The organism is Spirillospora sp. NPDC048911, from assembly GCF_043198015.1.
Classification (GTDB): Bacteria; Actinomycetota; Actinomycetes; order Streptosporangiales; family Streptosporangiaceae; genus Spirillospora.
Genome location: NZ_JBICUD010000012.1, coordinates 214,880 through 240,152 on the forward strand (window position 1 = coordinate 214,880; position 25,273 = coordinate 240,152).

26 protein-coding genes are annotated in these 25,273 nt (G+C 70.7%); 11 read left to right on the plus strand and 15 right to left on the minus strand.

The window, feature by feature from the left end:
* The 4 genes from ACGFNU_RS42190 to ACGFNU_RS42205 are packed head-to-tail and all read right to left on the minus strand — an operon-like array spanning position 1 to position 6,516.
* Entirely contained in the window at positions 1-3,519 is a 3,519-nt protein-coding gene (locus ACGFNU_RS42190) for an SAV_2336 N-terminal domain-related protein (RefSeq protein ID WP_392602253.1), read from the minus strand.
* Positions 3,509-4,501 (minus strand): AAA family ATPase, encoded by a 993-nt coding sequence (locus ACGFNU_RS42195; RefSeq protein ID WP_392602254.1) that lies wholly within the window; start codon positions 4,499-4,501, stop codon positions 3,509-3,511. The genes ACGFNU_RS42190 and ACGFNU_RS42195 overlap by 11 nt, the downstream gene beginning before the upstream one ends.
* A gap of 1 nt (position 4,502) precedes the next feature.
* Positions 4,503-6,155, minus strand: coding sequence for a hypothetical protein (locus ACGFNU_RS42200; protein WP_392602255.1), 1,653 nt, complete (start codon positions 6,153-6,155; stop codon positions 4,503-4,505).
* A 7-nt stretch (positions 6,156-6,162) separates the two neighbouring features.
* Positions 6,163-6,516 carry a CU044_2847 family protein gene (locus tag ACGFNU_RS42205; RefSeq protein ID WP_392602256.1) on the minus strand — a complete coding sequence of 118 codons (354 nt, stop codon included), beginning with the start codon at positions 6,514-6,516 and terminating at the stop codon, positions 6,163-6,165.
* A gap of 106 nt (positions 6,517-6,622) precedes the next feature.
* Between ACGFNU_RS42205 and ACGFNU_RS42210 the strand changes: the two genes are divergently transcribed.
* The 3 genes from ACGFNU_RS42210 (at position 6,623) to ACGFNU_RS42220 (ending at position 7,602) form a co-directional block, all read left to right on the plus strand.
* Positions 6,623-6,961, plus strand: coding sequence for an MmcQ/YjbR family DNA-binding protein (locus ACGFNU_RS42210; protein WP_392602257.1), 339 nt, complete (start codon positions 6,623-6,625; stop codon positions 6,959-6,961).
* 233 nt (positions 6,962-7,194) lie between these two features.
* A complete protein-coding gene (locus ACGFNU_RS42215; protein WP_392602258.1) occupies positions 7,195-7,452 on the plus strand; it encodes a hypothetical protein in 258 nt (85 codons plus the stop codon).
* A 21-nt stretch (positions 7,453-7,473) separates the two neighbouring features.
* Entirely contained in the window at positions 7,474-7,602 is a 129-nt protein-coding gene (locus ACGFNU_RS42220; RefSeq protein ID WP_392602259.1) for a hypothetical protein, read from the plus strand.
* 73 nt (positions 7,603-7,675) lie between these two features.
* Here ACGFNU_RS42220 and ACGFNU_RS42225 read toward each other — a convergent pair whose 3' ends face one another.
* Positions 7,676-8,092 carry a hypothetical protein gene (locus ACGFNU_RS42225; protein WP_392602260.1) on the minus strand — a complete coding sequence of 139 codons (417 nt, stop codon included), beginning with the start codon at positions 8,090-8,092 and terminating at the stop codon, positions 7,676-7,678.
* An 80-nt stretch (positions 8,093-8,172) separates the two neighbouring features.
* Between ACGFNU_RS42225 and ACGFNU_RS42230 the strand changes: the two genes are divergently transcribed.
* Entirely contained in the window at positions 8,173-9,453 is a 1,281-nt protein-coding gene (locus ACGFNU_RS42230; protein WP_392602261.1) for a sensor histidine kinase, read from the plus strand.
* A 33-nt stretch (positions 9,454-9,486) separates the two neighbouring features.
* Here ACGFNU_RS42230 and ACGFNU_RS42235 read toward each other — a convergent pair whose 3' ends face one another.
* From ACGFNU_RS42235 to ACGFNU_RS42255, 5 genes are all read right to left on the minus strand, one after another.
* A complete protein-coding gene (locus tag ACGFNU_RS42235; RefSeq protein WP_392602262.1) occupies positions 9,487-11,274 on the minus strand; it encodes a serine/threonine-protein kinase in 1,788 nt (595 codons plus the stop codon).
* 19 nt (positions 11,275-11,293) lie between these two features.
* Positions 11,294-12,037 (minus strand): hypothetical protein, encoded by a 744-nt coding sequence (locus ACGFNU_RS42240; protein WP_392602263.1) that lies wholly within the window; start codon positions 12,035-12,037, stop codon positions 11,294-11,296.
* Positions 12,038-12,064: 27 nt separating this feature from the next.
* Positions 12,065-12,514: a hypothetical protein gene (locus ACGFNU_RS42245; protein ID WP_392602264.1), complete on the minus strand. Its 450-nt coding sequence runs from the start codon at positions 12,512-12,514 to the stop codon at positions 12,065-12,067.
* A gap of 281 nt (positions 12,515-12,795) precedes the next feature.
* On the minus strand, positions 12,796-13,389 hold the full coding sequence (locus ACGFNU_RS42250) for a hypothetical protein (protein WP_392602265.1): 594 nt from the start codon (positions 13,387-13,389) through the stop codon (positions 12,796-12,798).
* A 128-nt stretch (positions 13,390-13,517) separates the two neighbouring features.
* Positions 13,518-14,120 carry a LysE/ArgO family amino acid transporter gene (locus ACGFNU_RS42255; protein WP_392602266.1) on the minus strand — a complete coding sequence of 201 codons (603 nt, stop codon included), beginning with the start codon at positions 14,118-14,120 and terminating at the stop codon, positions 13,518-13,520.
* 192 nt (positions 14,121-14,312) lie between these two features.
* Here ACGFNU_RS42255 and ACGFNU_RS42260 point away from each other — a divergent pair, with 192 nt between their 5' ends.
* Positions 14,313-14,804: a TetR/AcrR family transcriptional regulator gene (locus tag ACGFNU_RS42260; protein WP_392602267.1), complete on the plus strand. Its 492-nt coding sequence runs from the start codon at positions 14,313-14,315 to the stop codon at positions 14,802-14,804.
* Positions 14,805-14,806: 2 nt separating this feature from the next.
* Here ACGFNU_RS42260 and ACGFNU_RS42265 read toward each other — a convergent pair whose 3' ends face one another.
* Positions 14,807-15,130: a hypothetical protein gene (locus ACGFNU_RS42265; RefSeq protein WP_392602268.1), complete on the minus strand. Its 324-nt coding sequence runs from the start codon at positions 15,128-15,130 to the stop codon at positions 14,807-14,809.
* Between the two features lie 81 nt (positions 15,131-15,211).
* On the opposite strand from ACGFNU_RS42265, the gene ACGFNU_RS42270 reads away from it, so the two are divergent.
* From ACGFNU_RS42270 to ACGFNU_RS42290, 5 genes are all read left to right on the plus strand, one after another.
* The gene (locus ACGFNU_RS42270; protein ID WP_392602269.1) at positions 15,212-16,048 is read left to right on the plus strand and encodes a class I SAM-dependent methyltransferase; all 837 of its coding nucleotides are present in this window, start codon (positions 15,212-15,214) and stop codon (positions 16,046-16,048) included.
* A 60-nt stretch (positions 16,049-16,108) separates the two neighbouring features.
* A complete protein-coding gene (locus ACGFNU_RS42275; RefSeq protein WP_392602270.1) occupies positions 16,109-17,287 on the plus strand; it encodes an ABC transporter ATP-binding protein in 1,179 nt (392 codons plus the stop codon).
* Entirely contained in the window at positions 17,284-18,066 is a 783-nt protein-coding gene (locus ACGFNU_RS42280) for an ABC transporter permease (RefSeq protein ID WP_392602271.1), read from the plus strand. The genes ACGFNU_RS42275 and ACGFNU_RS42280 overlap by 4 nt, the downstream gene beginning before the upstream one ends.
* Positions 18,067-18,390: 324 nt before the next feature.
* A complete protein-coding gene (locus tag ACGFNU_RS42285; protein ID WP_392602272.1) occupies positions 18,391-18,837 on the plus strand; it encodes a cupin domain-containing protein in 447 nt (148 codons plus the stop codon).
* Between the two features lie 82 nt (positions 18,838-18,919).
* The gene (locus tag ACGFNU_RS42290) at positions 18,920-19,879 is read left to right on the plus strand and encodes a zinc-binding dehydrogenase (RefSeq protein WP_392602274.1); all 960 of its coding nucleotides are present in this window, start codon (positions 18,920-18,922) and stop codon (positions 19,877-19,879) included.
* A gap of 92 nt (positions 19,880-19,971) precedes the next feature.
* On the opposite strand, the gene ACGFNU_RS42295 is transcribed toward ACGFNU_RS42290, so the two are convergent.
* From ACGFNU_RS42295 to ACGFNU_RS42310, 4 genes are all read right to left on the minus strand, one after another.
* On the minus strand, positions 19,972-20,241 hold the full coding sequence (locus ACGFNU_RS42295) for an alcohol dehydrogenase catalytic domain-containing protein (RefSeq protein ID WP_392602275.1): 270 nt from the start codon (positions 20,239-20,241) through the stop codon (positions 19,972-19,974).
* Positions 20,242-20,355: 114 nt separating this feature from the next.
* On the minus strand, positions 20,356-20,895 hold the full coding sequence (locus ACGFNU_RS42300) for a GNAT family N-acetyltransferase (protein WP_392602276.1): 540 nt from the start codon (positions 20,893-20,895) through the stop codon (positions 20,356-20,358).
* Complete coding sequence (locus ACGFNU_RS42305; protein ID WP_392602277.1) at positions 20,895-22,094, minus strand: alpha/beta hydrolase family protein; 1,200 nt, start codon at positions 22,092-22,094, stop codon at positions 20,895-20,897. Before ACGFNU_RS42305 ends, ACGFNU_RS42300 begins: the two co-directional genes overlap by 1 nt.
* Before the next feature lie 174 nt (positions 22,095-22,268).
* Positions 22,269-22,418, minus strand: coding sequence for a hypothetical protein (locus ACGFNU_RS42310; protein WP_392602278.1), 150 nt, complete (start codon positions 22,416-22,418; stop codon positions 22,269-22,271).
* Positions 22,419-22,638: 220 nt separating this feature from the next.
* On the opposite strand from ACGFNU_RS42310, the gene ACGFNU_RS42315 reads away from it, so the two are divergent.
* Positions 22,639-25,179: a TNT domain-containing protein gene (locus tag ACGFNU_RS42315; protein ID WP_392602279.1), complete on the plus strand. Its 2,541-nt coding sequence runs from the start codon at positions 22,639-22,641 to the stop codon at positions 25,177-25,179.
* Positions 25,180-25,273: the final 94 nt, after the last annotated feature.

The window sequence follows — 25,273 nt, forward strand, 5'->3', positions numbered from 1 at the left end:
TTACGCTTCTTCGAAGAAGGTAACCGTCGCGTCGAACTTCGCCGCGATGTCCGGATGCTCGCGCATGAAGCTCGCGATCCTCTCGGTCTCGCCCTCGAAGACGATGACCGCCTCAGGCCGGAGCCGCTCCATCAGTGCGGCGGCCTCCGCGTCGCTTCCCGGCGAGCGTCCGTCGTCCGCGATGTAGAGCAACCCGCCGTAGGCTTGCGAGACCTCCTGGTACGTGAGTCCCGCCCAGGTGCTCTCGATGATCTGGGCCTTGCGCAGGACACCCAACTCGGCGAGCACGGATGCGTAACCCTTGGCCGCCGGTCTCCTGGCGAACTGGCCAGGACCGGTGAAGGCCAGATGCAGGTGCCGGGCGGGCTCGTTCCCGTGGAGGCGCTCCAACTCCCGCTCGGCGAGCGACTTCAACTGAGCCCGTACAGAGCTCAGCTGGATCAGATCACCAGTCGCATCCAGTGCGTCGTCGACGGCCGCGGCTCCGGGGCGCCGCCGGGGCATGAGCCAATGCGCCTGCGGCCCGTGGTCGGATATCAGCCGTATCAGCGCGGGCATGTTGTGCTCGGGCAGGAGCTTGAACGCGGTGGGTTCCCGGGGCTGATACAGGCGGCCACTCTCCCCGGACGCCGCGATGAACCAGGACGGGTCATGGCCGAAGGAGAGCTTCCTGCCGGTGGAGATCAGGGTGAGCTGCACGCCGAGCAGCGGGCCGCGCTCCACGACCTGCCGGATCACCTCACCGAAGTCCGGCTTCACCTCCAGCAACTCGTCGACCATGTTCACCAGCACGAAGAGGGCGGGCAGTGGCTGGATCGGCTCGCCCTGCGCCACCGATGACTGGTAGTGATGCCAGGCGCTCGAACGTGACACTTCGAGGAAGGATCGCCGCCGGTCCAGCTCGTGGATGAGCGCCTCGCCCAGTCGATCGGCCAGTGAGAGCTCTCCGGCGATGTTGACGACCACGTCGGCGACATGGGGAAGCCGGTCCAGCCCGTCGGTGAACGTGGTGCCTCCCGAGTAGTCCGCCAGGAGGAAGTTGAGCTGCGTGGGCGGATGGACGCGGGCCAACTGCGTGACGAGCGACCGCACGAGCCCCGAACGGCCGGACTCCTGCGGATCGGTGATCAGCCCATGCCCGGGTACGAAGCCGTCCATGACATCGAGCCGCACCGGCCCTTCGTCGCTCATTCCGAGGGGGATCGGCGCCCATTCGTCCAACGGCCGCGTCCAGTCGAGGACAGGTGGCGATGTCCGGAAAAGGGAGGCCACGTCCGAGGGGACCTCGGCAGTGTGGAAGTGCGTCGGCGTCGCATCGCCCACATAGAGGTGGCCGGTGCCCGGCTCGTCCCGCAGCGCGATCCGCCACGTCAGCCGTTCGGTGAACGTGGGCTGCCGTTCCGTGGAAGCCAGCACCAGCCTGACGCCGAGACGTTCACCTTGCTTGGCAACTCGTTCAAGTACTCGGGCGAACCCAGGGGTCTGCGTCAGCGCCGCCCCGAACTCGTCGATGACGACGAACGAAGCGGGCAGCGGGTCGTCCGTGACCTCGCGGGCGAGCAGCCCTTGGTAGCCCGCCCAGGACCGGGTGTTGGCGCGGGTCAGGAATGCTTCCCTGCGATCGAGCTCGTCCGTCAGAGCCGTGACCAGACGCGTGGTCTCCGAGGGCTGGAACGCGGTGGCGGTGATCAGCTCCGACGTCCCGGCGAGGCCGTCGAACGCGTTGCCCGCCCCTAGATCGGCGAGCACGAAGGCGACGGTCCGCGGCGGGTAGGTGAGGGCGAGTCCCGTCACGATCGTGCGCAGCAGCGCGATACGGCCCGATCCCGGCGCGCCGATGATCAGCCCGTGCGGGCCGACGCGGTAGCCGCCCAGCAGATCCAGCCGGACGGGCTCGCCTTCGTCGGCCACGCCGATCGGCACCGGGACCGTCTCTCCGGCCGCCCGCCACCTCGCGTCGATGATCAGCTGCGACACCGGCCTTCCGAGCAGCTCCAGCAAGTCCGGGTTGCGGGCGGCCAGTGGCGACGGAGGCGGGGGTGTGGTCGTGCGGTCCAGGAGGGCTCTCGCCTCCGGGTTGAGGAGGGCGAAGGGGCGGCAGGGGAGCGCTTGGTCGCCGTCCGTGGCGGGGAGGAGGGCGCGGAACATCTCGGTGGACGAGCCGGCGCGGCGTTCTATCTCGGCGGAGACGTGTTCGAGGACGTGACGGGTGTGCCAGGCCTCGGGGCGCGGGAGGCTGGCGAGGAGGGCCTCGCGGGCGCCGGGGACGAACTCGTACTGGCCGAGGGCCACGTCGAGGGGACGCAGGAGGCCGCTCAGGAGTACCTCGGCCAGCTGGCTGGGGCCGGACTCGCCCAGGATGCGTTTCTGGACGAGGCGCATCACCGGGAGGGACGGGAACGAGACCGCGACGTGGGCGGCCAGCTCGGCGGCTTCGGGAGACGCCGTCACGAGGAAGCGGCGGACCCGTTCCTCGGGAGGGAGTTCGCGTTCGCGGCGGACGGGCGCGGCGGTGGTGGCGGTGGGCGTGGCGACGGCGGTGGGCCGGGGGCCCGCGCCGGCGACCAGGTTCGCCCAGCCGGAGAGCCAGCGGGGCGCGATCTCCAGCACGGGGATCGGCAGGCCCTCGGGCGTCTCCCCGTCGTAGGGGGTGAAGTGCAGCTTGGTGTTGGGCGCGCCGGGGCGGGGGAGCGAGGCGAGGCCGGGCGTGGTGGGGGCGGCGGTGCGGCGCCAGAGGCGTTCGGGGAGCGGCTGCAGGATCGCCGCCGGGCCGGTCTGCGCCCAGCGATGGAGAGCGCGCGGCGCGCGGCCGTTCCACCAGTGCGGGCCGGAGCAGTCGCTGAGGACGAGGGTCGCGTGGCGTCCGGCAGGGTCGAGAAGTGCGGTGGGTGAAAGGGCGGGGGCGGTGGGCGAGGACGAGACGCCGCCCGACACGTCCAGGTAGGTCAGATGCACGTCGCGGAAGGCCCCCTGGCGGCGGATCGTCTCGGCGAGTTCGCGGGCGAGGGGCCGCCAGAGCCGCATGGACGGGCCGGTGTCCACGACCAGGTTGAGGGAGAGCCAGCGTTCGGGCGCCGGGGTGAGGACGGGCACCCAGAGGGCGGTGTCGGCGATGCGGGCGGCGGTCGCGTCCTCGTCCAGCTCGGTGCGGAGGGGAGAGGCGACGCGGCGTTTGAGGGGACGGAGCGCCCGCTGAACAGATAGGGGGTCGGCGAGCATCGGCGCGGTGGGGACGAGGATCTCGGTGGCGTCGCCGCCGATCTCGGGCGCCGCCGGACGAGGGTGGAGCGCGCTGGTGGGCGTTGGATGTGGACCCTTGGGAGCCGCCGGGCGTTCGGGGATCTCTTCGAGGGCCGGGAGGTCGTTGTGGGCGGTGTCAGGCGCGGGTGACGCTTCGGGTGCGCTGGCGGCCGGGCCTTCGGAGGTGTGGCAGGCGAGCCAGAGGATTTCGCTCAGCTCGCGCGCGTCTGCGGACTGGCCGAGCGAGTCCAGGGCTTGGCGGAGTTCGTTAATCCTCATCGGGGCCGCTGGCCAGGTACGGCGTGATGCGGTCGGCGAGGTCGTGGCGGTCGGCCGCGTCGGAGTAGCGGCACAGGTAGACGGCGTTCAGCAGCTGGTCGGTGGCGAGCGTTCCCTCCTTGGCCCGTTCGAAGAACTGGCTGATCAGGTCGTCGCTCTGGTCGGCGAGATCGCCCAGGTGCTCGCGGACGATGGCGGCGAGCTCGGCCTGGTCGGCGGGCTGGCTGAGCCTGACCGTGATGCAGCGGCGCAGGAACGCGGGCGGGAACTCGCGTTCGCCGTTGCTCGTCATCACGACGAGGGGGAACGCGTTGCAGCGGACGGTCCCGCCGGTCACGGTGACGCGGTCGGCGGCCGAGCCGTCGGCGGTCATCACCTCGGCGGTGGGCTCGGCACGGCGGGCGAGCTCGGGGATCTCGTACTCGCCCTTCTCGAAGATGGTGAGCAGGTCGTTGGGCAGGTCGATGTCGCTCTTGTCGATCTCGTCGATGAGCAGGACCCGGGGCCGCGCGTACGGGAGGAGCGCGGTGCCGAGCGGGCCGAGGCGGATGTAGCGGCCGATGTCGTCCGGCGCGGCCTCACCCCCGCCGTTGGCCGTGCCTTCGCGGCCCGCCGCGTACAGGCGGGTGAGCGGGTCGTACTGGTAGAGCCCGTCGCGGAGCGTGACCCGGCTGGTGATGGGCCAGTGCAGCACCGAGCCGAGCCCGAGCTCGTGCGCCACCGCGTACGCGAGGGTGGACTTGCCGGTGCCGGGCGGGCCGGTCACGAGGAGGGGACGGCGCAGGTAGAGCGCCGCGTTCACCTGCTGCACGGCGTCGTCCGAGGGCCGGTACGTGGTCGCCTGGTGGTGGCCGGCGGGTCCCGCGGGCGGGATGTCGAGCGTCGGCCCGCCGTCGAACGAGCGCCACGGCGGGGGCGGCGGGAGGCGGTCGACGCCGTCGTGCGGCGTGCGGGTCCCGCGGTACAGCAGCCAGTCGGGCACCTCATACCTCCATCGCCAGGGGCGGATCGGGAAGCCGGGACGGGTCGTCCCACAGCAGGGTGAGCTCGCGGCCGCAGTGCGGCTCGTGCGCCGGGGCGACGAGCGCCTGCTTGCGCAGCTCCATCACCAGGGCCGGCAGGCGGTCCGGGTGGCGGCCGGCGACCGCGTCGGCGAGGGCGTCGAGCTGGTGCCGCCCGGTGCAGCCGGCGGCGGAGCAGCGGGTACGCGGCCAGGCCATGACCGGGATGCCGGTGTTGAGGGCGGCGGTGACCCAGGACTTCGCCGGGCGCGCCCCGTACACCAGGACGCAGACGTCGGCGTTGGCCATCAGCCAGTTCTGGAACGCGCTCTTGGCGCGGGGCGCGTCGCAGCCGACCCGTTCGGGCTCGCTGCGGCCGCGCTCGCGCAGCACGCGCCAGCGGCGGTGGGCCTGGTCGCGGCGGATCGAGTCGGGACGGAGGCGCTCGACGTCCCGCACCACCACCGGGTACATGCCCATGGGCAGCCGGTGCTCGCGCTCGACGTACCACTCCTCGAAGGGCCTGCCGAGCCACGACTCCGGCACCGCGAACTCGATCATCCAGTCGGCCCGGCCCACCATCGCGCCGCGCGCCCTGGCCAGGCCGGTCTCGACGGTGTGGCGGACGGCGCGTTCGGGGGCCCGGACGGTCTCCTGCCGGGCGCCCTCCGCGCCGTCGATCCAGGTGTGCACGGTCACGTCGTAGGCGTTGTCGTGCGTCACGCGTTCCAGCCGGACGATGACCGAGGCCGTGCCACCGTCGTCCGCCGTGGTGGTGGCCTTCGGGAGGTACGTCCGGGACCAGCCGGCCAGGTCGCGATCGGGCAGGTGACGTTGGAGGACGCCGATCCAGCGCGCCAGCCGCTCGGGGTCGTCCGGCCAGCCCTCGGCCACGCTCCGGACCGAGTCCCACGCCGACCGGAACCTGGGCCGTCCCGGCAGGGGGCCGACGGCCTCGGCGGCGAGCTCGGCGAGCGGCGCGGCGGTGGCGGCGCCGCTCAGCAGGCGCCGCAGCGAATGCCGGGCGGGCGGCGTCAGCCAGGTCAGGGGCAGGTGGTCGTCGAGCTCCTCCCAGTACCGGCGGATCGCGGCGAGCGGCAGCATCCGGCCCACCACGCCGTCCGTGCCGTACAGGTCGGAGTCGGTGATCATGCCGACGACCTCGCGCGTGGACGGGTCGTACACCGCGGCGCCGCTGTAGCCCGCCAGGATCTGGTCGCCGGGCTCGGCCTTGACCTGCCACCACTCCTGGCGCTGCACCATCGACGGCCCGGTGGTGACGGTGATGTGCCGCTCGAACGGCTCGTGCGGATTGGGGAAGCCATAGGTGGCGAGCATGCGGGGCCCGCCGTCGAGGATGTCGGGAGCGGCCAGCTTGGGACGGGTGAACGTGACGGGACTGCTCAGTTCGAGCACCGCTACGTCGCCTTCGTCGCCCGGCCTCCGCCAGTCGCCGCATGACACGACCTTGGCGGGCAGGGGGCCCGTCAACCCGGGAAAACCGACCCAGGTACCGCCGCGGTGGCTCACCGCGTGGGCGCACGTCAGCAGCCGGGTGGGAGTGATCAGGAACGCCGACGCGCGGGGCTCTCCCGAGGCCTCGCCCACCCAGGCCCGCCACTGCCAGTCGTGCACGGCGCGGTCAGCCTTCCTCCTCGTTCGGCGCCTGGCCGGGTCCGGCCGGGCCGCCCCAGGTGAGCTTCACCTTGAGATGGCACTCGCCGGCGGTCTTGGCGATGACGGCGCCCGCCGAGGCGTTCAGCTTGACCCCGAACTCCAGCTCGATCATGTCCGGGTCGAGCGTGCCGTCGCGGATGGTGCGCAGCGCGGCCTCGGCGGCGCCGCGCACGTGCTCGAGGGCCGCTTCCAGCCGCTCGGCGGCGTCGACGATGAAGCCGTGCTCGGGACGCGACACCGACTGGAACCCCGGCTCCCGGGCGCCGACCTCGACGATCACCGGTCCCTGGTCGGTCTGCCACCGCACGAGCTCGTCCACGCGCACCCCGTTCCCCGACGCACCTTGCCTGCCCGGCACTGTTCTTTTGTCCAGCAATCTAACAAGATCGTCAACTGTGCGCCGGGTGGATCGGTCATAATGGCGCATGGTCACGGTCGAGGACGTGCGGCGCCTGACGCGGCGGCTGCCCCGAACGTCCGAGCACCTCATCAGGGACTGCGTGAAGTTCCGCGTCGGGCAGATCGTCTACGTCGCGTTCTCGCCGGATGAAACGATCATGGGGTTCGCGTTCCCCAAGGAGGAGCGCGCCGCGCTGATCGAGTCCGAGCCCGCGAAGTTCCATCTGCCGCGCCTCTCCGATCAGCGCTTCAACTGGGTGAACGCCTGGACCGCTGAGCTGGACGAACCCGAGATGCGCGAGCTGGTCATCGACGCCTGGCGCATGGTCGTCCCCAAGAAGGTCGCCGCCGCCCTCATCCTGTAGCGCGTCCCGGCCGAATATTTCTTGAGAACGGTGCACCGGGGGCGATGAGTTCTCGGCGGGGGTGAGGTCTATCTCTGTGAGAGCGCGACAACGAACCAGCGGGCTCGGCGGAGGGCTCTCGACCAGCCGGAACCACCGCGATTCTCCTGGAACTCCGACGACTCAGACTATGGAACAAAGTATTCCGTTCTGATAGGCTCAGGGTAGAGCCGAACAAGGGAAGAAGGCCCGCGATGTCGACCACGATGAGCGTCTCCGAACTGGCCCAGATCCTCTTCACCTCCCCGCTCCAGGCGTCCGCCGCCCCCTCGTCCGCCCAGGTCCGGGCCGCCGTCGACGCCCGGCTCACCGAGTGCGGCGACGCCTGCGCCACCTGCCTCGCCCGCGTGGCCCAGGAGGCCGGCGACCACCCCGAGGCCTACGCCGCCCGCATGCGCTGGGCGCTCGACGCCGTCGAGACCGCCTACTTCGGCCTCGCGATCGCCGCGTGACCACTGTGAAGGAGAAGGACCATGAACGCGCACCTCGCGGAAGAGATCGTCCCCCGTTCGCTCAAGCAGCTGCTCGCCGCCGGCGATCCTGGAATCCCGGAACGCCGCCGACGTCCCCGCAAAGTCATGACCGTGCGCCGCGTCTCGTGACAGACCCCGCCCGCCACCGGAGGCCGTACCAACTGGTACGGCCTCTCGTGCTTTTCCGGGGCCGCGTCGCCGCTCAGTGAAGCAGGCGCGGCAATCCACCGGTGCAGCGCACGGCGGCCCTCACTGTGACGCCGTCCTCGCGGCTGAAGATCACCGCGGCCTCCGGAGCGGGGCCGTCCTGGACGAGACGGCCGTGATAGCCGATGGCCGGGCTCCAGCCGGTGAGGACCGCCCGGTCCTGGCCGACGCACCGCGCGAGGACCCGTCCGCCCGGGCTCGTGAACACCCGCAACGCGCCCGCACCCTTGACGGAGGCCTCCGGACTCGGAGCGGCCGCCGGATGCGTGGCGAGGCGCTTCTTGATCTCCCCGCCCAGCATCGGCTGGACGACGCTGCCCGTCAGGACCCAGGCGGTGATCCGTACGGCGACGAGTCCCACCGCGGCCATGAGCACGGCGATGGCGAGCCAGATGCCGATACGTGCGGTCACGCGAGCCAGCGTGGCATCCCGCGGGTCGATCCCGGGTCAAGCCGGAGTGATGAAATAGCAGGTCAGCTAGGGTACGAGCCGTGAGGCTCACGACCATCCGGCGGCAGTTGACGTTCCTGGTCGTCGCGACCACCCTGCTGGTCCTCGTGGCGTTCTTCCTCCCGCTCGTGGCCACGGTGCGGTCGATCTCCGCCGACGACAAGGTCACGCAGGCCGCCGTCGAGGCCGAATCCCTCGTGCCACTGCTCATGAGCGAGGAACCCGAGACGTTCACGCTGTCCCTCGACAGCCTCGCGGCCGGCGAGACCGACACCTACTCCGTCTTCCTCCCCGACGGCCGGGTGCTCGGGGACGCCGCCGAACGTTCCGACGCCGTACGGCTCGCCCAGCACGGCTACAGCCTGGTCGCCGAGGTGCCGGGCGGCCGTGAGGTCCTCCTCTCGATGATCGGCAGGCAGGAGGGGCCGATCGTCGTCCGCGCGTTCGTGAGCGACACCGTCATGTACGAGGGCGTGAGCGAGGCCCTGGCCACACTCGGCCTCCTCGGCCTGCTCCTCCTGCTGATCGGCGTCCTCGTCACGTTCCTCATGGCAAGCCGCCTGACGTCACCGCTCCGAGAGCTCGCCGAGGTCTCCCGGCGCCTCGGCCGCGGCGACCTCGGCGCCCGCGCACGCGGCGGCGGCGCGGCCGAACTCGTCGAGGTGGCCGCCGCGCTCAACTATCTGGCCCGCCGGATCTCCGAGCTCGTCAAGGGCGAACGCGAACGCATCGCCGACCTCTCGCACCGGCTCCGCACACCGCTCACCGCACTGCGCCTGGAAGCCGACCTACTAGAAGACACCACAGAACGCGCCAAACTAAACGAAACCATCGACACGGTAGAGACAACGGTCACCGACGCCATCAAGACCGTCCGCGGCGGCGACTCCGAACCCGAACGCTGCGACGCCGCAGTGGTGATCGCCGAACGCATGGAGTTCTGGTCGGTGCTCGCCGGCGAACAGGGCCGCTCCATAACCGGCTGCACAGCCTCCCCGCCCCTCCCCGTCGCCGCCTCCAGCGCCGAACTCGCCGACGCGTTCGACGTCCTCATCTCCAACATCTTCAGCCACACGCCCGACGGCACGGACTTCGCGGTGACCCTCACCCCACGACCCGCCGGCGGCGCGGTCCTGGAAGTGACCGACGACGGCCCGGGCTTCGCCGACACCCGCGTCCGCCGAGGCCGCAGCGGCGGCGGCTCGTCCGGCCTCGGCCTCGACATCGTCCGCCGGGTCACCGAGACCTCAGGAGGCCGCCTCACCCTGGGCTCCGCCCCCTCCGGAGGCGCCCTGATCCGAGCCGAACTAGGCCCGCCCTAGCAAGAACGTCAACCCCACCACCCGCGGCAACTCTCAATCCCAGAAGACGGTGACCATGGGGAGTGCGCCGTCTGACCGCGCGCCAACGGACTCCGGTGGAATCGCCGCCTTGCCTCGCTTGACGGTGACGAAGCGTGGCGGACCCGCGGGCGAGATCAGATAGCGGCCGGGCTTCAGCTCATCGGTATCCGGCAAGGTGAAGGTCCGGACGTCGTCCCAGGTGCTGCGGTACGCGCAGTCGTTGGGAACGTAGGGCTCGGACACGTTCACGGCCTTCGACTCCGCCACGACGTAGGTGCCAGTCCCAGTGGGAAGCTTCTTGGCATCGGACTTGGAGGTTCGGTAGAACCACGCCGGCGCTTTCTTGTCCTTGGCGTCCGGAACGCTGTTGCCGAGTCCGAACCGGTAGGCGCCGTTGACGTCGTTCCGCTTCGATTTGGCGCCGAAGCACTGGCGCTGACCACCGGGAAGGTATTTGGCGCCCGACACTGTCCGAGCCTGGACGTGCGTCTTCACCGTCACCTTCGTGCCCGGTTTCATCCTGGCGGGAGACACGGTGACATCCAGTTTCATGAACGGGGTCTCCGAGGCGGGCATGTAGGGCTGGTTGAGCAACGAAGCGGGCTGTGTGAAGTAGGCGTTCAGCGTGCCGTGGGACTCCCCGCCGACGGTCGGCCCGGACGGCCAGAGCAGCAAGCCGATGACGACCCCTGTCACCACCGTTCCGGCGCCGACCAGGCCTTTGACGCCACCGACCTTCCCGATCACACCTGGGCGGCCGACCGCCTGACCCGTCCCGCCGACCGTGGTGGTCGCGCCCGCGCCGGTGTCCGCACTCGCGCCGGTCGTCGCGCCTGAGGCGACCGCGCCCGCGGTGCCGCTTGCCGCCGCACCCGCGCCCGCCGCAGTGCCGGCGCCGATCGAGGCGCCCGCTCCGCCGAGCAGAGCGACGGGGAACGCCGCGGTGAGCAGGGCGGCCGTCGCGCCGAGGGCGTACAGGCCGCGGCGCTCCCAGTCCGCGCCGTACGCTGCGGCCGCGATCACGTCGAGCGTGCCGACGAACTCGCGCACGTTTCCGAACCGCTGGTCAGGACGCTTGGCCATCCCTCTCATCACGAGGGGACGCAGTGGCTCCGGAAGGTCGTCGAGGGGAACGACGCGAGTGAGATGCTGCTCTCTCAACGCGTCCATAGTGGTCGCGATGAACGGCGTCCTTCCCGTGACGCATTCGTAGAAGACGCATGTCGCCGCGTAGATGTCGGTCGCCGGAGCCGCCGGCCCGCCGTCCCATTGTTCGGGTGCCATGTAGGCGGGGGTACCGGCGACGCTGCGCCCGCCGTTCAGTACCGCCACGCCGAAGTCGATCAACTTGCTCTGGCCGTCGTCCTGGACCATCACGTTGGCCGGTTTGTAGTCGCGGTGAACCACACCGGCCGAGTGCGCGGCGGCCATGCCCAGCAACGAACCCTTGAGGATCGTCAGCGCGGCTTCCGCAGGGAGCGCGTTCTCTTCGTCCAGGAGCTTGCGCAGCGACCTCCCGTGGACGGCCTCCATGACGATCGCCGCGCCGCCGCCGTACTCGACGAAGGCCCGCAGCCGGGCCACGTGCGGATCAGCCACCCGGGCGAGCAGGGCGGCCTCGTTGCGGAAGGTCGCGCGGCCGTGGGCATCGCCGAGGAGCCCGGCGGCCAGGTACTTGATCGCGACGACCTCGCCGGAGACGTCCGCCCGTGCCAGCACGACGCGCCCCTGTGCCCCGGAGCCGAGCACCCGGAGCTCCGTGAACCCGTGCAGGCGTCCATTGGCTGAAGGCTCCCGCACGGACATGAGCGACCCCGGATCAGCCGATCTTCTGCAGCTGCTTGGTCAGGATTTCCGTCGCCCGTTTTGCGGTCGGCTCTCCGGGCTTGGAGGGCTTGGTGCGCTCCCAGTAGACCGTCGTGACGACGACATTGCCGCGCACGGCGTAGTCGTACACGAAGTAGAGGACGTTCTCCGTCGTCTGCGAGGCGGAGTAGAGCTGGCGCTCGAAGCCGCGCAGGTGTGTCCAACCCGCAACGGTGTCCTCGGTGGTCTTCCACGTGTCGTCATGGGAGAACAGCACGACCCTTTTACCCGGCACCCTCTTGGCGTCCACACGCTTCTTGGCCGGACATCCGGTGGCCTTCGCCTTCACCTTGGCGAAGGCCTGAGCGGCGGCCTCAGCGCTGTCGTAGTGCGCGACGAGCTGGCTGTAGTTGGTGCGGGAAGTCGAGCTCTGCCGATCCGTGAGCTGCCGGATCGTGAGCCCGGGGTCACCGTCGACCTTCGCCCCGCCCAGCGAGCAGATGGGGATCTCCTTGTCCTGGAGTGGAAGCAGGGAGACCTGGACCTCGCGGAGCCCCTTCCCGACGTCTCCGGGCTTGAGGAGCGCCGCCCGAACCTTTGCCGCGTCGTAGGACGGCTGAACGCTGGGCGTAACAGCAGAAGGCGTGGCGGTCTTCTTGGGCGCGGCCTTCTTGTCGTCACCACCGCAGCCCGCCAAAGTGAGCCCCGCGACGAGAATCGTGGCGATGCCGAGCGGTAGCGGTCTTCTCAGGCCCACAGGCCACCCTCCAGGTGTTCTCAGGGGTCAGGGCCGCGAACCGGTCTGGATCTCTCCCACCGTCAGCTCTTCGGTGCCCGCGGGGATTTCTGGAGTGAGCGTGCCCGTCCGCGGTTCACAGGGGCCCTCGCAGCGCCAGGTGACCAACCAGTTGATCGTGGCGCTGATCTGGTACTTGCCGTTGGGTTGGCCATGGGACGACCGCTTGTAGGTGTGGCCACACGTGGTGCTGGCGGCACTGCCCGGATCCTTGCAGAGAACGGAGCCTTCCCCCGTATTCCACGTCACGCCCTGCGCGATCGCGACGGCGGTGACGACCTGGCCGCCCGCCTCGGCTTGGACCCTCCGGTCGGCGAAGACGCCCTGGCCGGGCTCCCGGGAGGTGATCCACAACCCCGTGCGGACGCCCACATACGTCTTACCTTCGGGACTCGTGTGGACCACCGGAGGCGGGAACGACATCTCGTCCATGGCCATTTCGACCACCGCGGCGGTCGGAATGGGCTCTTCGCCCGGGTCGGCTGGCGGTGCGCAGATGCCGCCTTCCGGGCAGTCGTCCGCCTTTCCTGGACCGGTCGAACCGCCACCGCCGCCACCACCGGTTCCGCCGCCGCCACTACCCGGACGTTCGCCGTAAGCGCCGCATCGCACCTTGTTCTTGCTGCTTTGGCATGGGTCTGCCAAGGCCGTCGTGGGAAGCGCGACGATGGTCGCCGCGCCGAGGGCCGCGATGGAGACGAGTGATGTGCAGCGCCCTGTCAGCATGAATTGCCCCGCTTAGAGTCGGCGACCTTCCAGGTGCCGGCGTCGTACTTCAGAGTGGTCAGGTAGGCGACGGCGTCACCTGGTCCTCCGCCCAAGCGCTTCCCAGTCTTGGTCGAGTAACGGTAGGCGGCGAGAGTGCGCACGCAGTCGATGACGTTCACTGCGGTGCCGTCCTGCGAACGGCTCTGGACTCGTGGATTGAAGATGTTGGTGAAGCGCCAGATCTCGTTCTTGGCCGCCATCGCCTCGACGTCCTTGGTGATGGAGCTCAGCAGCGGCTCCGTCACGACGGCGTTGAGCGGCGCAGGGTCGTTCGCCTGGTACACGCGCTTGTAGACGCGTTGGTATTCGCGGTAGCGCTGGAGGACGAGCTTGTCGATCTGCTGGCGGGACATCGTGGGTGGGGCGGCTTGCTGGGTGGGGTCTGTGGCGGGGTTGCCGTTGGACGCCGCGCCCTGGGGCTCGAAGTCGCCGCTGGATTTGTCGGTGCCGCAGCCGGTCAGGACCAGGAGGGCCGCCGCGGCGGCTCCTGTCAGCGCGCGGCGGGGCCCGGGAGGGGGGACGGAACGTACCAACCGGGCGCGCATCGCTATACCTGATCAACCAGCCGACAACGGGGCGAGTACGGCTGGAAGCTTACAGAGGTCAATGTGGCGAGAAAAGAGATTCGTTGCGGAAAGGTTCTCACCCGTGAGCCTTCTGTCGCTTCAGGGATCTACCGGACAAGGAGGTGGACGGCCAGCGCCGCGATCAGGGCGCTGGACGCCAGGGTGGTGATGAGCTGGCCGCGGCGGCCGGTGAGGGCTCGTCCTAGCAGGGCACCGCCGGCGGCGAGGACCAGTTGCCAGCTGGCGGAGGCCGCGAAGGCTGCGGTGACGAAGATGGCCTGTTCGAGGGCTCCGGTGGTGGTGCCGCTGCCCAGGACGAGGGCGGCGAAGTACACGACGGTGGTCGGGTTCATCATCGTGATGCCCAAGAGCGCGAGGTAGGCGCGGGGAGGGCTGGGCGGTGTCTCTTCGATGGTGGCCGATTTCTTGGTCGCCTTTACTGCGCTGCGTACTGCTAGAGCCAGGAGGACCAGAGCCGAGCACCAGCGGAGGGGCTGGGTTATGGGCTCCAGCAGGGGAGTGAGCGCGGAGCCGCCGAGGGTGGCGATGAGAGCGTAGAGGCCGTCCGCGGTCGCGACGCCCAGGGCGGCGAAGGCGCCGACCTTGAGGGACGTGCGGGCGGTGAGGGCCACCAGGTAGGTCGCGACCGCTCCCACGGGCATGGCGATGCCATAGCCGGCGAGGAGCCCCGCGACGAGGGCGGCGATCACGATCGGGAGAGCGTCGGCCTCCAGCCGCCGGGCTGCTGCTGGACGCGCACCGGGAGGGCGGTGGCGGGCAGTGGCAGGACGGAGATCGTGGTCATGGGGCCCGATCCTGCGGCAGGCCGAGGGCGACGGCAACTGATTTTGGCGGGGCGTGGGTGACGGCGTCGCGATCTATCAGGGGCTAGGGTCCGAGGCGTGCCGCCACAGAACACGGAACGCCGACAGGCCATGGCCGATGCGGCGATCGATGTGCTCGGCGAGGTCGGCGTGCATGGTCTGAGCCATCGGGCGGTGGACGAGCGGGCGGGGCTGCCCGTCGGCACGGCGTCGAACTACTTCCGCAGCCGGGATGCCTTGCTCGCGGCCGCGGCCGAGCGAGTCGCCGAGCTGCACGGCGCGGAGACCTTCGTCGGGAAGGACCTCGTCGAGGTGGTCGGACGGGCGCTGTTCACGGCCGTCACCCAGCACCGTCGACGCTGGCTGGCGATCTGCGAGCTGACCCTTGAGTCGACCCGGCGGCCGGCGTTGCGGGAAACCCTGACCAGAGTGAACGAGGTGTCGATCCAGGGCCTGGTCTTGCCGTTCGGCAACGCGGTCTTCGGACTCCTGACCGGGCCGCCGGAAAGGATTACGAAGGAGACAGTGTTTGCCTGCGCCAAGGCCATGGTGAACGGGGCACAGGCCTGACGTCAGCAGGCTCCAGAGCCAGGGCCGCGAGGGCCCGGACGTTCGGCGAGGTTGGCCTCGTCCCAGAACCGGCCCGCCACGTCGTCGGCCAGCCCGCAGCCGCACTCGGCGGCGTGGCGGGTGCGGCTGGCGGCCCGGCGCACCAGGGCTGAGGCTCGTACCGCCGCGCATTCGCAGTGATACGCCACGGCGCCGCCGGTCAGCGGGCTGATCGGCGGCGGACCGGCGCCGGCGCAGTCACAGAGCGGCGACCCGCGCATCTCCAGTTCGTCGGCCAGAGCCGCCCGCTGGGCGTCGGTCACCGGAGCCGGACGAGGGTCTGCCATCACGTCTTCGCCGCATATCGCACGGTCAGTATCGTGCTGCCGCGACCGCGATTACGCAATGGCGTCCGCCCTCAGAAGCGGGTGATCAGTTCGGTGTACGAGGAACAGCAGGCCAGGGTGGCCCGGATCTACCGCGAGGCCGCCGCCGACTACGACCAGATCGGACCCGCGTTCTACGCCGCGAACGGTGCGCGGCTCGTGGCACGGGTCGGCGTGGTCGCGGGCGAAATCGTCTTGGACGCGGGGTGCGGTCGCGGAGCGTGCCTGTTTCCGGTCGCGGAGGCGGTGATGCCGGGCGGACGCGTCGTGGGCGTCGACCTTTCGCCCGAGATGGTCGGCCTGACGAGGGCGGACGCGGAACGGCGGGGGCTCGCCGGTGTCACGGTGGAGGTCGGCGATGCCCAGGCGCCGGACTTCCCGGCGGGGACGTTCGATGTGGTCGTGTCGGGCTTCGTGTTGCGGCTGCTGCCCGATCCGGCCGCGGCCCTGCGTTCGTACGCGCGGCTCCTGAAGCCCGGTGGCCGTTTCGGGGCGACGATCTACGCCTCCACGTTCGGGCCGGAGTGGGAGCCCGTGCGCGGCGCGCTGGAGTCGTTCATGGCGCCCGCGACGACGCGTCCACCGGCCGTCGAGCTCGATCCCGCCGGACGGCTGGCGGAGTTGATGGCCGAGGCCGGGTTCGGGCAGGTGGACGTGGCGGACGAGCCGTTCGACATCTGGCTCGACGGTCCGGACGAGTGGTGGCGTTACATGTGGGCGAGCGGCTACCGAGGAATGATGGACCGCATTCCCGCCGATCGTCGTGAGGAGGCGCGGCGCGTGGTGTGCGAGGCGGCCGAGGTGCTGCGCGCTGCCGACGGGAGGCTTCTGCTGCCGCAAACGGTGCGCTATGCCCGGGGCGTTCAGAACGGGTCGTGAACTGGCCGCGTTTGGTCGATTCCGCTGAACGCCGGTGCCTCGAATGTCATGATGCGCGCTGTGATCACAGTTGAGGGTCTCGTCAAGCACTTCGGCCCCGTGCGGGCGGTGGACGGGCTGACGTTCACCGCGCAGGCCGGCTCGGTCACCGGGTTCTTGGGGCCGAACGGTGCCGGCAAGACGACCACGCTGCGCATGCTCCTCGGGCTCGTCCGGCCGTCCGAAGGGAAGGCCCTGATCAACGGGCGCTCGTTCGCCGAGCTGGAGAACCCGGCCAAGGAGGTCGGCGCGGCGCTGGAGGCGACCGGATTCCACCCCGGCCGTAGCGCGCGCGACCACCTGCGCGTGACGTGCATGGCCGCCGGGCTGCCGACAGAACGGGTCGGCGCCGTCCTGGAGATGACCGGGCTGACCGACGACGCGGACCGCCGTGTCGGCGGTTACTCGCTCGGCATGCGCCAGCGCCTCACGCTCGCCACCGCCGTGCTCGGAGAGCCGCCGGTGCTCATCCTCGACGAGCCCGCGAACGGCCTGGACCCCGCGGGCATCCACTGGCTCCGGGCCATGCTGCGCCATCTGGCTGATGTCGGCTGCACGATCCTCGTGTCGAGCCACGTCCTGTCCGAGGTGGAGCAGATCGCCGACCACGTCGTCATCGTGACGCGGGGCAAGGTCGTGCGTGACGCGCCGCTGAGCGAGCTGGTCGGCGACAAGAACGAGCTCCGCGTCGGCGTGGAGTCTCCGGGGGATGGCGCGGAACACGAGCAGCCCGGCAGGTTGGCGGCCGCGCTGGAGAACGCGGGCGGGGTCGTACGCCATGAGGGCGACCGGCTCTACGTCACCGGCCTGAACGCCGCCGCGGTGGGGCGCGCAGCCCTGGAGACCCAGACGGTCCTCACCGAACTCGCCGAAGAGCGCTCTGGGCTGGAGAAGATCTTCTTGGAGCTCACCATGGCCGAGTTGAGCGCCCCGCCGCCCGCGCCCCCACCCCCGCCGGACGGCGCTCCGGCAGCGAGTGCTCCGGCGGACGGCAGTGCGACGGACGCGGGCCTGGGGACGGGGGATTCGGCGAAGGACCGTCCGAGCAAGGCAGCCCTCACGGCGGGCGGCCCAGAGGCGGACGGCGCAGAGGCGGGCGGCCCAGAGGCGGACGGCACGTCATCGGGTGGCACGTCATCGGGCGATCCGGAAGCGGGCGGCGCGGCGGGTACGGGCGACGAGTCGGGGAGGGCACGATGATCCGGCTGGTCAGGGCGGAGCTGCTGAAGATCCGGTCGACCCGGATGTGGATCGGCATGCTGGTGCTCAGCGTCGGCTTCGCACTGCTGGGGTTGATCTTCCTGATCCTGCTGGCGGGCAGTGACTTCGGGAACGAGGAGTCGGGGTTCCCGCCGGTGACCGACCCGGACACCGTGCGGGCGTTCTATGCCAACGCCAGCTCCGGCGTGCTGTTCATGATGATCCTCGGCATCATCGGGATCACCGGCGAATACCGTCATCAGACCATCACGCAGGCATTCCTGGCCACGCCGCGCCGCAGCCGGGTGCTGGGCGCCAAGCTGGTGTCGTACTTCGTGTTCGGCCTGGTGTTCGGCGTCGCGACCGTGCTGGTCACGGTGGCGGTCGCGTGGCCCGCGCTCGCGATCAAGGGCGGATCCACGTCGCTGCTCGACAACGACGTGCCGGCCATCCTCGGCGGCACGGTGCTGGCGATGGGGCTGTACGCGCTCGTCGGCCTCGGCCTGGGCGCGCTGATCCGCAACCAGATCGCGGCGATCATCGTGGCCGTCGCGTGGGTGCAGCTGGTCGAGGCGATCCTCACGTTCGCGGTGCCGGACGTGGGCCAGTGGCTGCCGGCCGGCGCGGTGCGCGCGATAACCCACACGTCGGGTGGTTTCGGTGGACCGGGAGGCCTGCCCACGCTCCCCGCGTGGGGCGGCGTGCTCGTCCTGCTCGCGTACGGCCTCGCGTTCGCCGCCATCGCCACCGCCACGACCATCCGCCGCGACATCACTTAAGCCCAACCGCCCGACCACGCGCCCGCCCAACCGCCCAACCGCCTGCCCGCCCTACCGCGCGCCCGACCGCGCGCCTGGGTTGTCCGGCCGCCTCGCCGTGCAACCGCCTGGCCGCGCACCCGCCCGACCACGCGCCCGCCCGACCACGCCCGACCGCCTGGCCGCCCGCCCGCCCGGCTGGCCGCCCGGCTGGCCGCCTTGCCCGCGCGACCGTCTGGCCGCCGGCCAGCCTGCCTGGCCGTTCGAGCGGCTGGCCGTCTGGGTGCTGGGTGGCCAGATCGCCGTCCGGTCGGGTCGGGATGGCGGGGTGGGAGACTGCCGGGCATGACCGATATTGCGCTGACCACCGCCGATGGAGCCGAGCGGCTGCGGGCTCCGGCGGGGGAGTACGTCGTCCGGCTGTCGGGAGAGCAGACCGGTGGCTCGCTGGCCGTCGTCGAGTACACGTTCCCGCCCGGTGCGATCGGGGCGTCCCCGCATGTTCACCACGGCCATGAGGAGCACTTCCAGGTCCTGGACGGGGAGGTCACGTTCGACCTGGCCGACGGTCCGCTGGCGGTCGGCGCGGGTGGGGCGGTGTCGGTTCCGAAGGGGGCCGCGCATGGTTTCCGGAACGCCTCGGACGATTGGGCCCGTTGCCTCTTCCTGCTCACTCCGTCGGGCTACGAGAACTACTTTCGCGAGATCCACCAAGCGCTCGAACGCGGTGAGGAGCTTGACGCCGAACGCCTCTCGGCCCTCCGCGCCGCGTACGACACGGTCACGCTCTGAGTGTCCTGCCCCGCTTGACCTCAAGATGACTTGAGGTTGCAACCTTGATCGCGTAAGCGCGACAGGTTGAGGAGTGAGCGACATGCGAGCTGTGTGGTTGAAGGAGTTCGGCGGACCGGAGGTGCTGGTCGAGGGCGAGGCGCCCGATCCGGTGGCGGGTCCCGGGCAGGTCGTGGTGGACGTGGCGTACGCCAACATCACGTTCGTCGAGACGCAGTTCCGGCGGGGCCTGCCGGGGCCGTTCAAGGCCAAGCCGCCGATGATCCCCGGCAACGGCGTCGGCGGCGTGGTCGCCGAGGTCGGCGAGGGCGTGGATCCGGCCATAGTCGGCAAGCGCGTGATCAGCAGCCTGCGCGGCGAGGGCGGTTACGCCGAGAAGGCCGTGGTGGACGCCGCGTCGCTCATCGAGGTGCCGGACGGCCTCGCCTTGGACGACGCGGTCGCGCTGCTCGCCGACGGCCGGACGGCCACCATGATGCTCGCGGCGGTCAAGCCGAAGTCCGGGGAACGGATCCTGATCGAGGCGGCGGCGGGCGGTGTCGGGACGCTGCTCGTCCAGCTGGCGAAGGCGGCCGGGCTCACCGTCGTCGGCGCGGCGGGCGGCGAACGGAAGACGGCGCTGGCCGCCGAGCTGGGCGCAGACCACGTGGTCGACTACACCGAAATCGGCTGGGCAGATCGGGTGCGGGAGGCCGTAGGCGGCGTCGACATCGTCATGGACGCGGTGGGCGGCGCCGTCGGCCGCGTCGCGTTCGAGCTGCTCGGCGAGGGCGGCCGGATCATCAACTTCGGCCTGGCCAGTGGCGAATGGGCCGGGATCGACCCCGAAACGGCGGCCGGACGAGGCGTGACGATCGTGGAGACCGCGTTCACCCCAGAACTCCTGCGCGGATACGCCGAGAGCGCGCTCGCCGAGGGCGCGGCCGGGCGGCTCCGGCCCGTGATCGGCCAGCGCTTTCCGCTCGACCGCGCCGCCGACGCGCACGCGGCCATCGAGACCCGCGCCACCGTGGGCAAGACGCTGCTCGAGGTGAACCCGTAACCCACGTCGGGGTTAATGCGCCGGTGGCGTGGGCGGCGAAACAGGTGGCGAGCCTGCGGCACCCCTCTGCCAGGCTGCGTCCCGACGCCGGGTTATGGTCCATCGCCCCCGGTCACCGTCCCGTGACCGGATCGGCGGGCCGCGACCACGCCGACGCACTCGATGCCCATGATCCGTGGGAACCGGACGTTCGGCGAGTGCCCCTGGCGCGTCATGAGCTCCGACCAGTTGAGCCCGAACGCCTCGACCCGGACGAGCGTCCACTCGGGCCGGACCTCCGGCCGCGGCACGTCCCGCACCCGCAGCACGTCCTTGGGCGCCCCGGCCCGCTCCGCCACCGCCGCACGCATGGTCGCCGCCATTCTCGTCCCTCTTCCATTCGACGCCACAGATGAGGACTACCAACCCGCCCTGAGCCGTAGATCATTCCCCGGCTCCGCGCTGACCAGGCTTTATGGAAACCGCGCGAGTGGGATTCAGTCCGAAGAGACAGCCGGGCGGGCGAGCGTGTAGATCTGGACCAGGTCGCCGTAGAGGCTGGGCGCGTCGTGCGGGTGGCGGGTCATGGCGAGCTTGCCGATGATGCGCCGCGAGGCGAGGTTGTCCGGGGTGCAGCGGGCCACGACCAGGTCGGCCCCGACCCGGCGGAACGCGTCGTCGATGAGGGCCGTCGCGGCCTCGGTGGCGATGCCGCGTCCCCACGCGTGCGGCTCCGTCCACCAGCCGATCTCGACGGCGAGGCGGTCGATGCCGGGGATCGCGTCGCGGAGCCAGCCGAGGGCGGCGAGGCCCAGGAACGTCCGGTCGATCCGGTCGAGGATGGCGCGCCAGCCGAAACCGTGCTGCGCCCAGTGGTCGAGTGCCGCGGCGTGACGCTGGGCGGCGTACTCGGGATCCCAGACACCCTGGCCGATGTGGCGCATGACCTTCTCGTCCGAGGACATCCGGAAGAGATCGGCGGCATGGCGTTCCCGCCAGGACTCCAGCAGCAGCCGAGGGGTGGTGAGCGGCTCCACTATTCGACTTTATCGAGGAAGTCCGTGAGTGCCTTCTCGTATGCGGAAGGGTCGACGTTCCACGCTTCGGTGTGACCGCCGGAGGTGGCGATGTGCGTGACCATCCCGGGCGGCGCGGTCTTGGCGAACGTGAGGGCGGGGCCGTTGTCGATCATCTCGTCGTCGCTCGTGGTGAAGAGGAGCGTCGGGGTCTTGAGGCGCGGCGCGTACGGGCGCTGGTCGAAATCGTCGAGGTCGATGCCGATGCGCCGCTGGAGGATCAGCTTGGCGACGGCGGTCACGAAGCCCGGCAGGCCGCGGTCGGCGCCCTGCTTGTCGAGCGTGGCGCTCCAGTCCATGACCGGTGAGTCCAGGGCGACGCCGCGGACGAACGCGGGGTCGGCGGCCTTGCGGAGCGCCGTCATGACCATGGCGCCGCCCATCGACCAGCCGTACAGGACGACACCGGTCGCGCCGTGCGCGCGTGCGTAGGCGATGGCGCCGGTGACCTCATTCCACTCGGTGTCGCCCAGGTGGTTCTGGCCGTCGGGCGAGGCAGGCGCGCCCACGTCGTTGCGGTAGGCGATGGAGAGCATGGGCAGGCCGAGGCGGTGCACGACGGGGAGGGCCCGCATGGTCTCCAGCTTGTCCGCGTTGTGCCCGTGGACGCCGATCACCCAGGTGGAGTTGTAGGTCTTGCCGGGGACGAGCCATGCGGACATCGGGCCGAGCTTCGACGGATAGGTGACGTTCTGGAAGTCCAGGCCGAGGGCGGACTTGGGGTCGCCGCCATAGATCCAGTGATCCACGTAGACCTTGGTGCCTTTGGTGAGCGTGCCCTGGGAGACCGAGGTGACCTTCCGGACGACCGTCTTGGGGCTGTCGCTGAGCACCGGGCCGAGCATCGCGCGGCCGCCCTTCCAGGCGAGCGCCCACGTGCCGGGGAGCGCCGTCACCTCGTCCTTGGGGAGGGTGACCGAGCCTGGGGCAACGTCCAGGACGGTCAGCGGGTACTCCTCCTCGTGGCTCACCTCGGTAGCCACGCCGGAGAAGTACCAGCCGATGCCAACGGTCGCCGCACCGAGGACGAGCGCGAGCGCCACGACGACGGCGATGATCAGCCGGAGCCGGCGGCGGCCGCGGTTGCGCTTGCGGCGCCCGGACGGCGCGGAAGACTCGGTGGCGGGCGCCGGCGCGGGCGCGGAGGCATCACTGGACACGACGCATCACGCTATTCGAGGTCACCGACTACTAGGTACCAGGACGCGAGAACGAGCGGCCGGGCCAGGCGGATATGACCGGGCGGGGACCGGCGGCCGCCGTATCGGGCGGTTGACGGCGACCGCCGGAATCTATGCGAAGACGTTGGCCTTCCGGGGGGTTGGTCGTCGTCCTCAGAGGCCGCCCACGCCGCTGGCGTTGGAGGCCGAAGCGTCGGGCGTAACCCCGTCCGCCGTGGCGGCGGCCGTGGCGCTGGCGGGCAGCATGCCGAGGGCCCCGACGGCGAGTCCGGTCACGGTGGCGGTACGTACGAGACGAGACATTTGGGACCTCCACGTCTGCGGCATCCGGACTTGCGCCGCCCGGACGTATCGACGGTCTCGCGGCGGCCACCAGCCAGGACTCCCGCCGCCGGGTGATCATGTTCCCCCACGTGGGGGACGCCGGATCGTTCAGACGGAGGGGCCCGATCGGCAGGGAGATCGGGCCGGATGCCGATAGCCTGCCGAACGCGACGAATCGGAAGTTGAAGGGGACGTGGCTGTGTCGGGGCGGAACGAGCGCATCGCGGGGCTTGAAGATCAGATCATCCGGTTCGCGGCGCAGCTGGCGCCTCCCGGCTGGCAACGCATCGACCTGCACTGCATCGCCACGGTGGCGGTGAACGACGTCGCGCTGACCGTTCTCCAGGAGGACGGCAAGGCCGCGACGGCCGAATCCGTGCCTTCCGAACTGACCGACCTGCTAGGGGAGTTGCGCCGCGCGCACTACGTCCCCGAGCGGGGAACGTGGTTCTCGGTGCTCTTCCTGATCGAGCCCGGGGCGGAGGCCCAGCGGCTCTACAACTTCGACTACGACCCGGAGTGGAACCCGCCGATCCCGCAGGACTCCTGGCGCCGCGACCAGATCGTCCTGCCGCGCGACGACGCGTACACCCCCGACTGGCTGCGCGCACGGCTGGAGGGCCGCGAACCGGACCACGGGCTCGACCTGGACGCGCCGCCGCTCAACCCGGTCGAGCAGATGGAGCTGATCTCCAACGAACTCTCCCTCGTCCTCGCCGACCACGCCCCGCCGCTCTGGCGGATGATCTCCGGGTACTACCAGGCGGTCGGAGAGAACGTGCAGTTCCCGCCGATGCTGGTGCACAAGGCGGACGGCACCATGGCCTTCCCGCCCCCGCCCGCCTCGGCCGGAGTGCTCTTCGACCGCCTGCGCGCCGGCATGTACGGCTTCCAGGGGAGCACCTGGTCGCGGGTGGACTTCCAGGTGCTGTTCGAGAACTCGCAGGTGAGGTGCCAGGCCAAGTACACCTGGGACGAGGAGCCCGACTTCAGCCCCGAGCCGAGCGCCGAGGACGTGCGGCGGGAGCTCGAACGCTTCCCCCGCGACGACGCCCCCGAGTGGATGACCCGCCGCCTGAACGAACCCGCGCAGCCCGCCGCCGCCCAGTCCACCGCGCCGCCCTCCAACGCACTCACACCGCCGTCAGCGGGCCCGCCAGCCCCGGCATCGCCACCACCCCCTCCCTCACCGCAGGGGTTGCGTGAGGCGCGCCTTTTCGACGACATGGGACCGAACAACGACCGACCCTCGGTCTCCCGCCCTGCCGTGCCGCAGCACGAAGTCGACCAGATCGTCGAATACCTGCGGAAGGCCCCGGTCGTCATGGCCGCCCGTTCGTACGGCAAGGACATGGTCGACCCGTCCCGAGGGGAGAAGGTACCGCTGACCTTCCACACCGACGGCACCTGGGTCTGGTCCGGCGGCACGGCGTATTACTTGCGCGAACACGGCATCCCGCCGGAGCCCGAACTGGTCGCCCACATCCGCGCCAAGGGCTTTGAGATCCCACCGGTCGACAAAGCGACCCTGGGCGCAGCAAGCGACCTAATCATGGGAGTGCCATCCCCAACCCCACCCCCAGCCGCCACCCCACACCCACCACCCGCAGGCTCTGAAACACCCACTCCGGCCCCTGCGCGTCCGTCTGCTGCGCCTTCGGCCGCTGCACCCGCGCCCGCAGTTGCCCACGGTTCTGACGCGCCACCGATCCCCGTGATCCCGCCCCCACCCCCACCGCCTGTACACCCCGCCGCCGCGTCGCCTGTGTCCGCGCCTGCCTGGGCGGCTTCGGCATGGCCTGCGGCCGCCGCCTCGCCCCCGGGCATGCCGCCTGCGGCCACGCCGTCCCCGGGGATGCCGCCCGCTGCTACGCCATCGGCCGCGCCACCGCCTATCGCGTCGCCGCCTCCTGCCGGGCCGCCGCCCTTCCCGCCGACACCTCCACCCGGGCCGCCGTCCGTCATGCCGGCACCCGCCGCACCGACGATTTTCGAGCCCGCTGCCGAGGTGGCGCAGTCCGTTCAGCAGCCCTCGCCACCCGCTGCGACGGTGTTCGAGCCGTTGGCCGAGCCGGTGATGCCGCCCCCACCTCCGCCGCCCCCGCCCGGCCCTGCGCCAGCACCCCACGCTCAGTCGCAAACGCCCGCGCGCCCGTCCAGTCCCGCTGAGGTGCTTCGCCGACTGGAGCAGCGGCTCGGCGAACTGGCCGTGCCGCCGACCGCGTACCGGCTGCAAGAGGCGGCCGAGGGCGCGTGGTGCATGGTGTACGAGGACAACCGCTGGCAGGTCTTCGCCCTCCACAATGGAGAACGCGTCCAAGCGGCAGACTTCGACGCCGCAGACAAGGCCGCCGCCTATCTCCTAGGCTCGCTCCTCCTCGCGCCGCCCACCGAACCCCGGCAACAACTCACCGGAGCCATCACTCCGCTAGCCGGTGAACCGCCGCTGAGCCTCTTCCGCGACAGGCAGGAAATCGAGCTTCCGGCAGGGACAACCGTCGATCGCTATGGCGCGCCAACAGGCAACGTCACCTACGCGCTCCGCACACCGTTCCCCGAACGCTCGCTACCGCAAGGCTGGGCGCACCACCCGTACCACTCCTACCGTCTGCAGCGCCCATGCCGAGTGCTGACCGGCATAGCAGTTCCCTGGTTCGACCAGCCTGGCGGTGGGACGGCCTACGTCTTCCCACGTTCAATCGCCGATCTCCTGGCCGACGGAACGCTTCACGAAGGCTGACCCACCACCTATCGATGAGGTGCCCGACGGAGACCGACCCAACGCCGACCACCGGATGGGCCGCTCCGAGAGTCAGTTGACCCACCGTTCGCCC

Coding starts and splice junctions, on each gene's coding strand:
- ACGFNU_RS42245 (WP_392602264.1), bottom strand. CDS start 12,514: ATGGCCATGGACGAGATGTCGTTCCCGCCTCCGGTGGTCCACACGAGT.
- ACGFNU_RS42310 (WP_392602278.1), bottom strand. CDS start 22,418: ATGTCTCGTCTCGTACGTACCGCCACCGTGACCGGACTCGCCGTCGGG.
- ACGFNU_RS42265 (WP_392602268.1), bottom strand. CDS start 15,130: ATGGCAGACCCTCGTCCGGCTCCGGTGACCGACGCCCAGCGGGCGGCT.
- ACGFNU_RS42250 (WP_392602265.1), bottom strand. CDS start 13,389: ATGCGCGCCCGGTTGGTACGTTCCGTCCCCCCTCCCGGGCCCCGCCGC.
- ACGFNU_RS42290 (WP_392602274.1), top strand. CDS start 18,920: ATGCGAGCTGTGTGGTTGAAGGAGTTCGGCGGACCGGAGGTGCTGGTC.
- ACGFNU_RS42220 (WP_392602259.1), top strand. CDS start 7,474: ATGAACGCGCACCTCGCGGAAGAGATCGTCCCCCGTTCGCTCAAGCAG.
- ACGFNU_RS42215 (WP_392602258.1), top strand. CDS start 7,195: ATGTCGACCACGATGAGCGTCTCCGAACTGGCCCAGATCCTCTTCACC.
- ACGFNU_RS42210 (WP_392602257.1), top strand. CDS start 6,623: ATGGTCACGGTCGAGGACGTGCGGCGCCTGACGCGGCGGCTGCCCCGA.
- ACGFNU_RS42295 (WP_392602275.1), bottom strand. CDS start 20,241: ATGGCGGCGACCATGCGTGCGGCGGTGGCGGAGCGGGCCGGGGCGCCC.
- ACGFNU_RS42285 (WP_392602272.1), top strand. CDS start 18,391: ATGACCGATATTGCGCTGACCACCGCCGATGGAGCCGAGCGGCTGCGG.
- ACGFNU_RS42280 (WP_392602271.1), top strand. CDS start 17,284: ATGATCCGGCTGGTCAGGGCGGAGCTGCTGAAGATCCGGTCGACCCGG.
- ACGFNU_RS42190 (WP_392602253.1), bottom strand. CDS start 3,519: ATGAGGATTAACGAACTCCGCCAAGCCCTGGACTCGCTCGGCCAGTCC.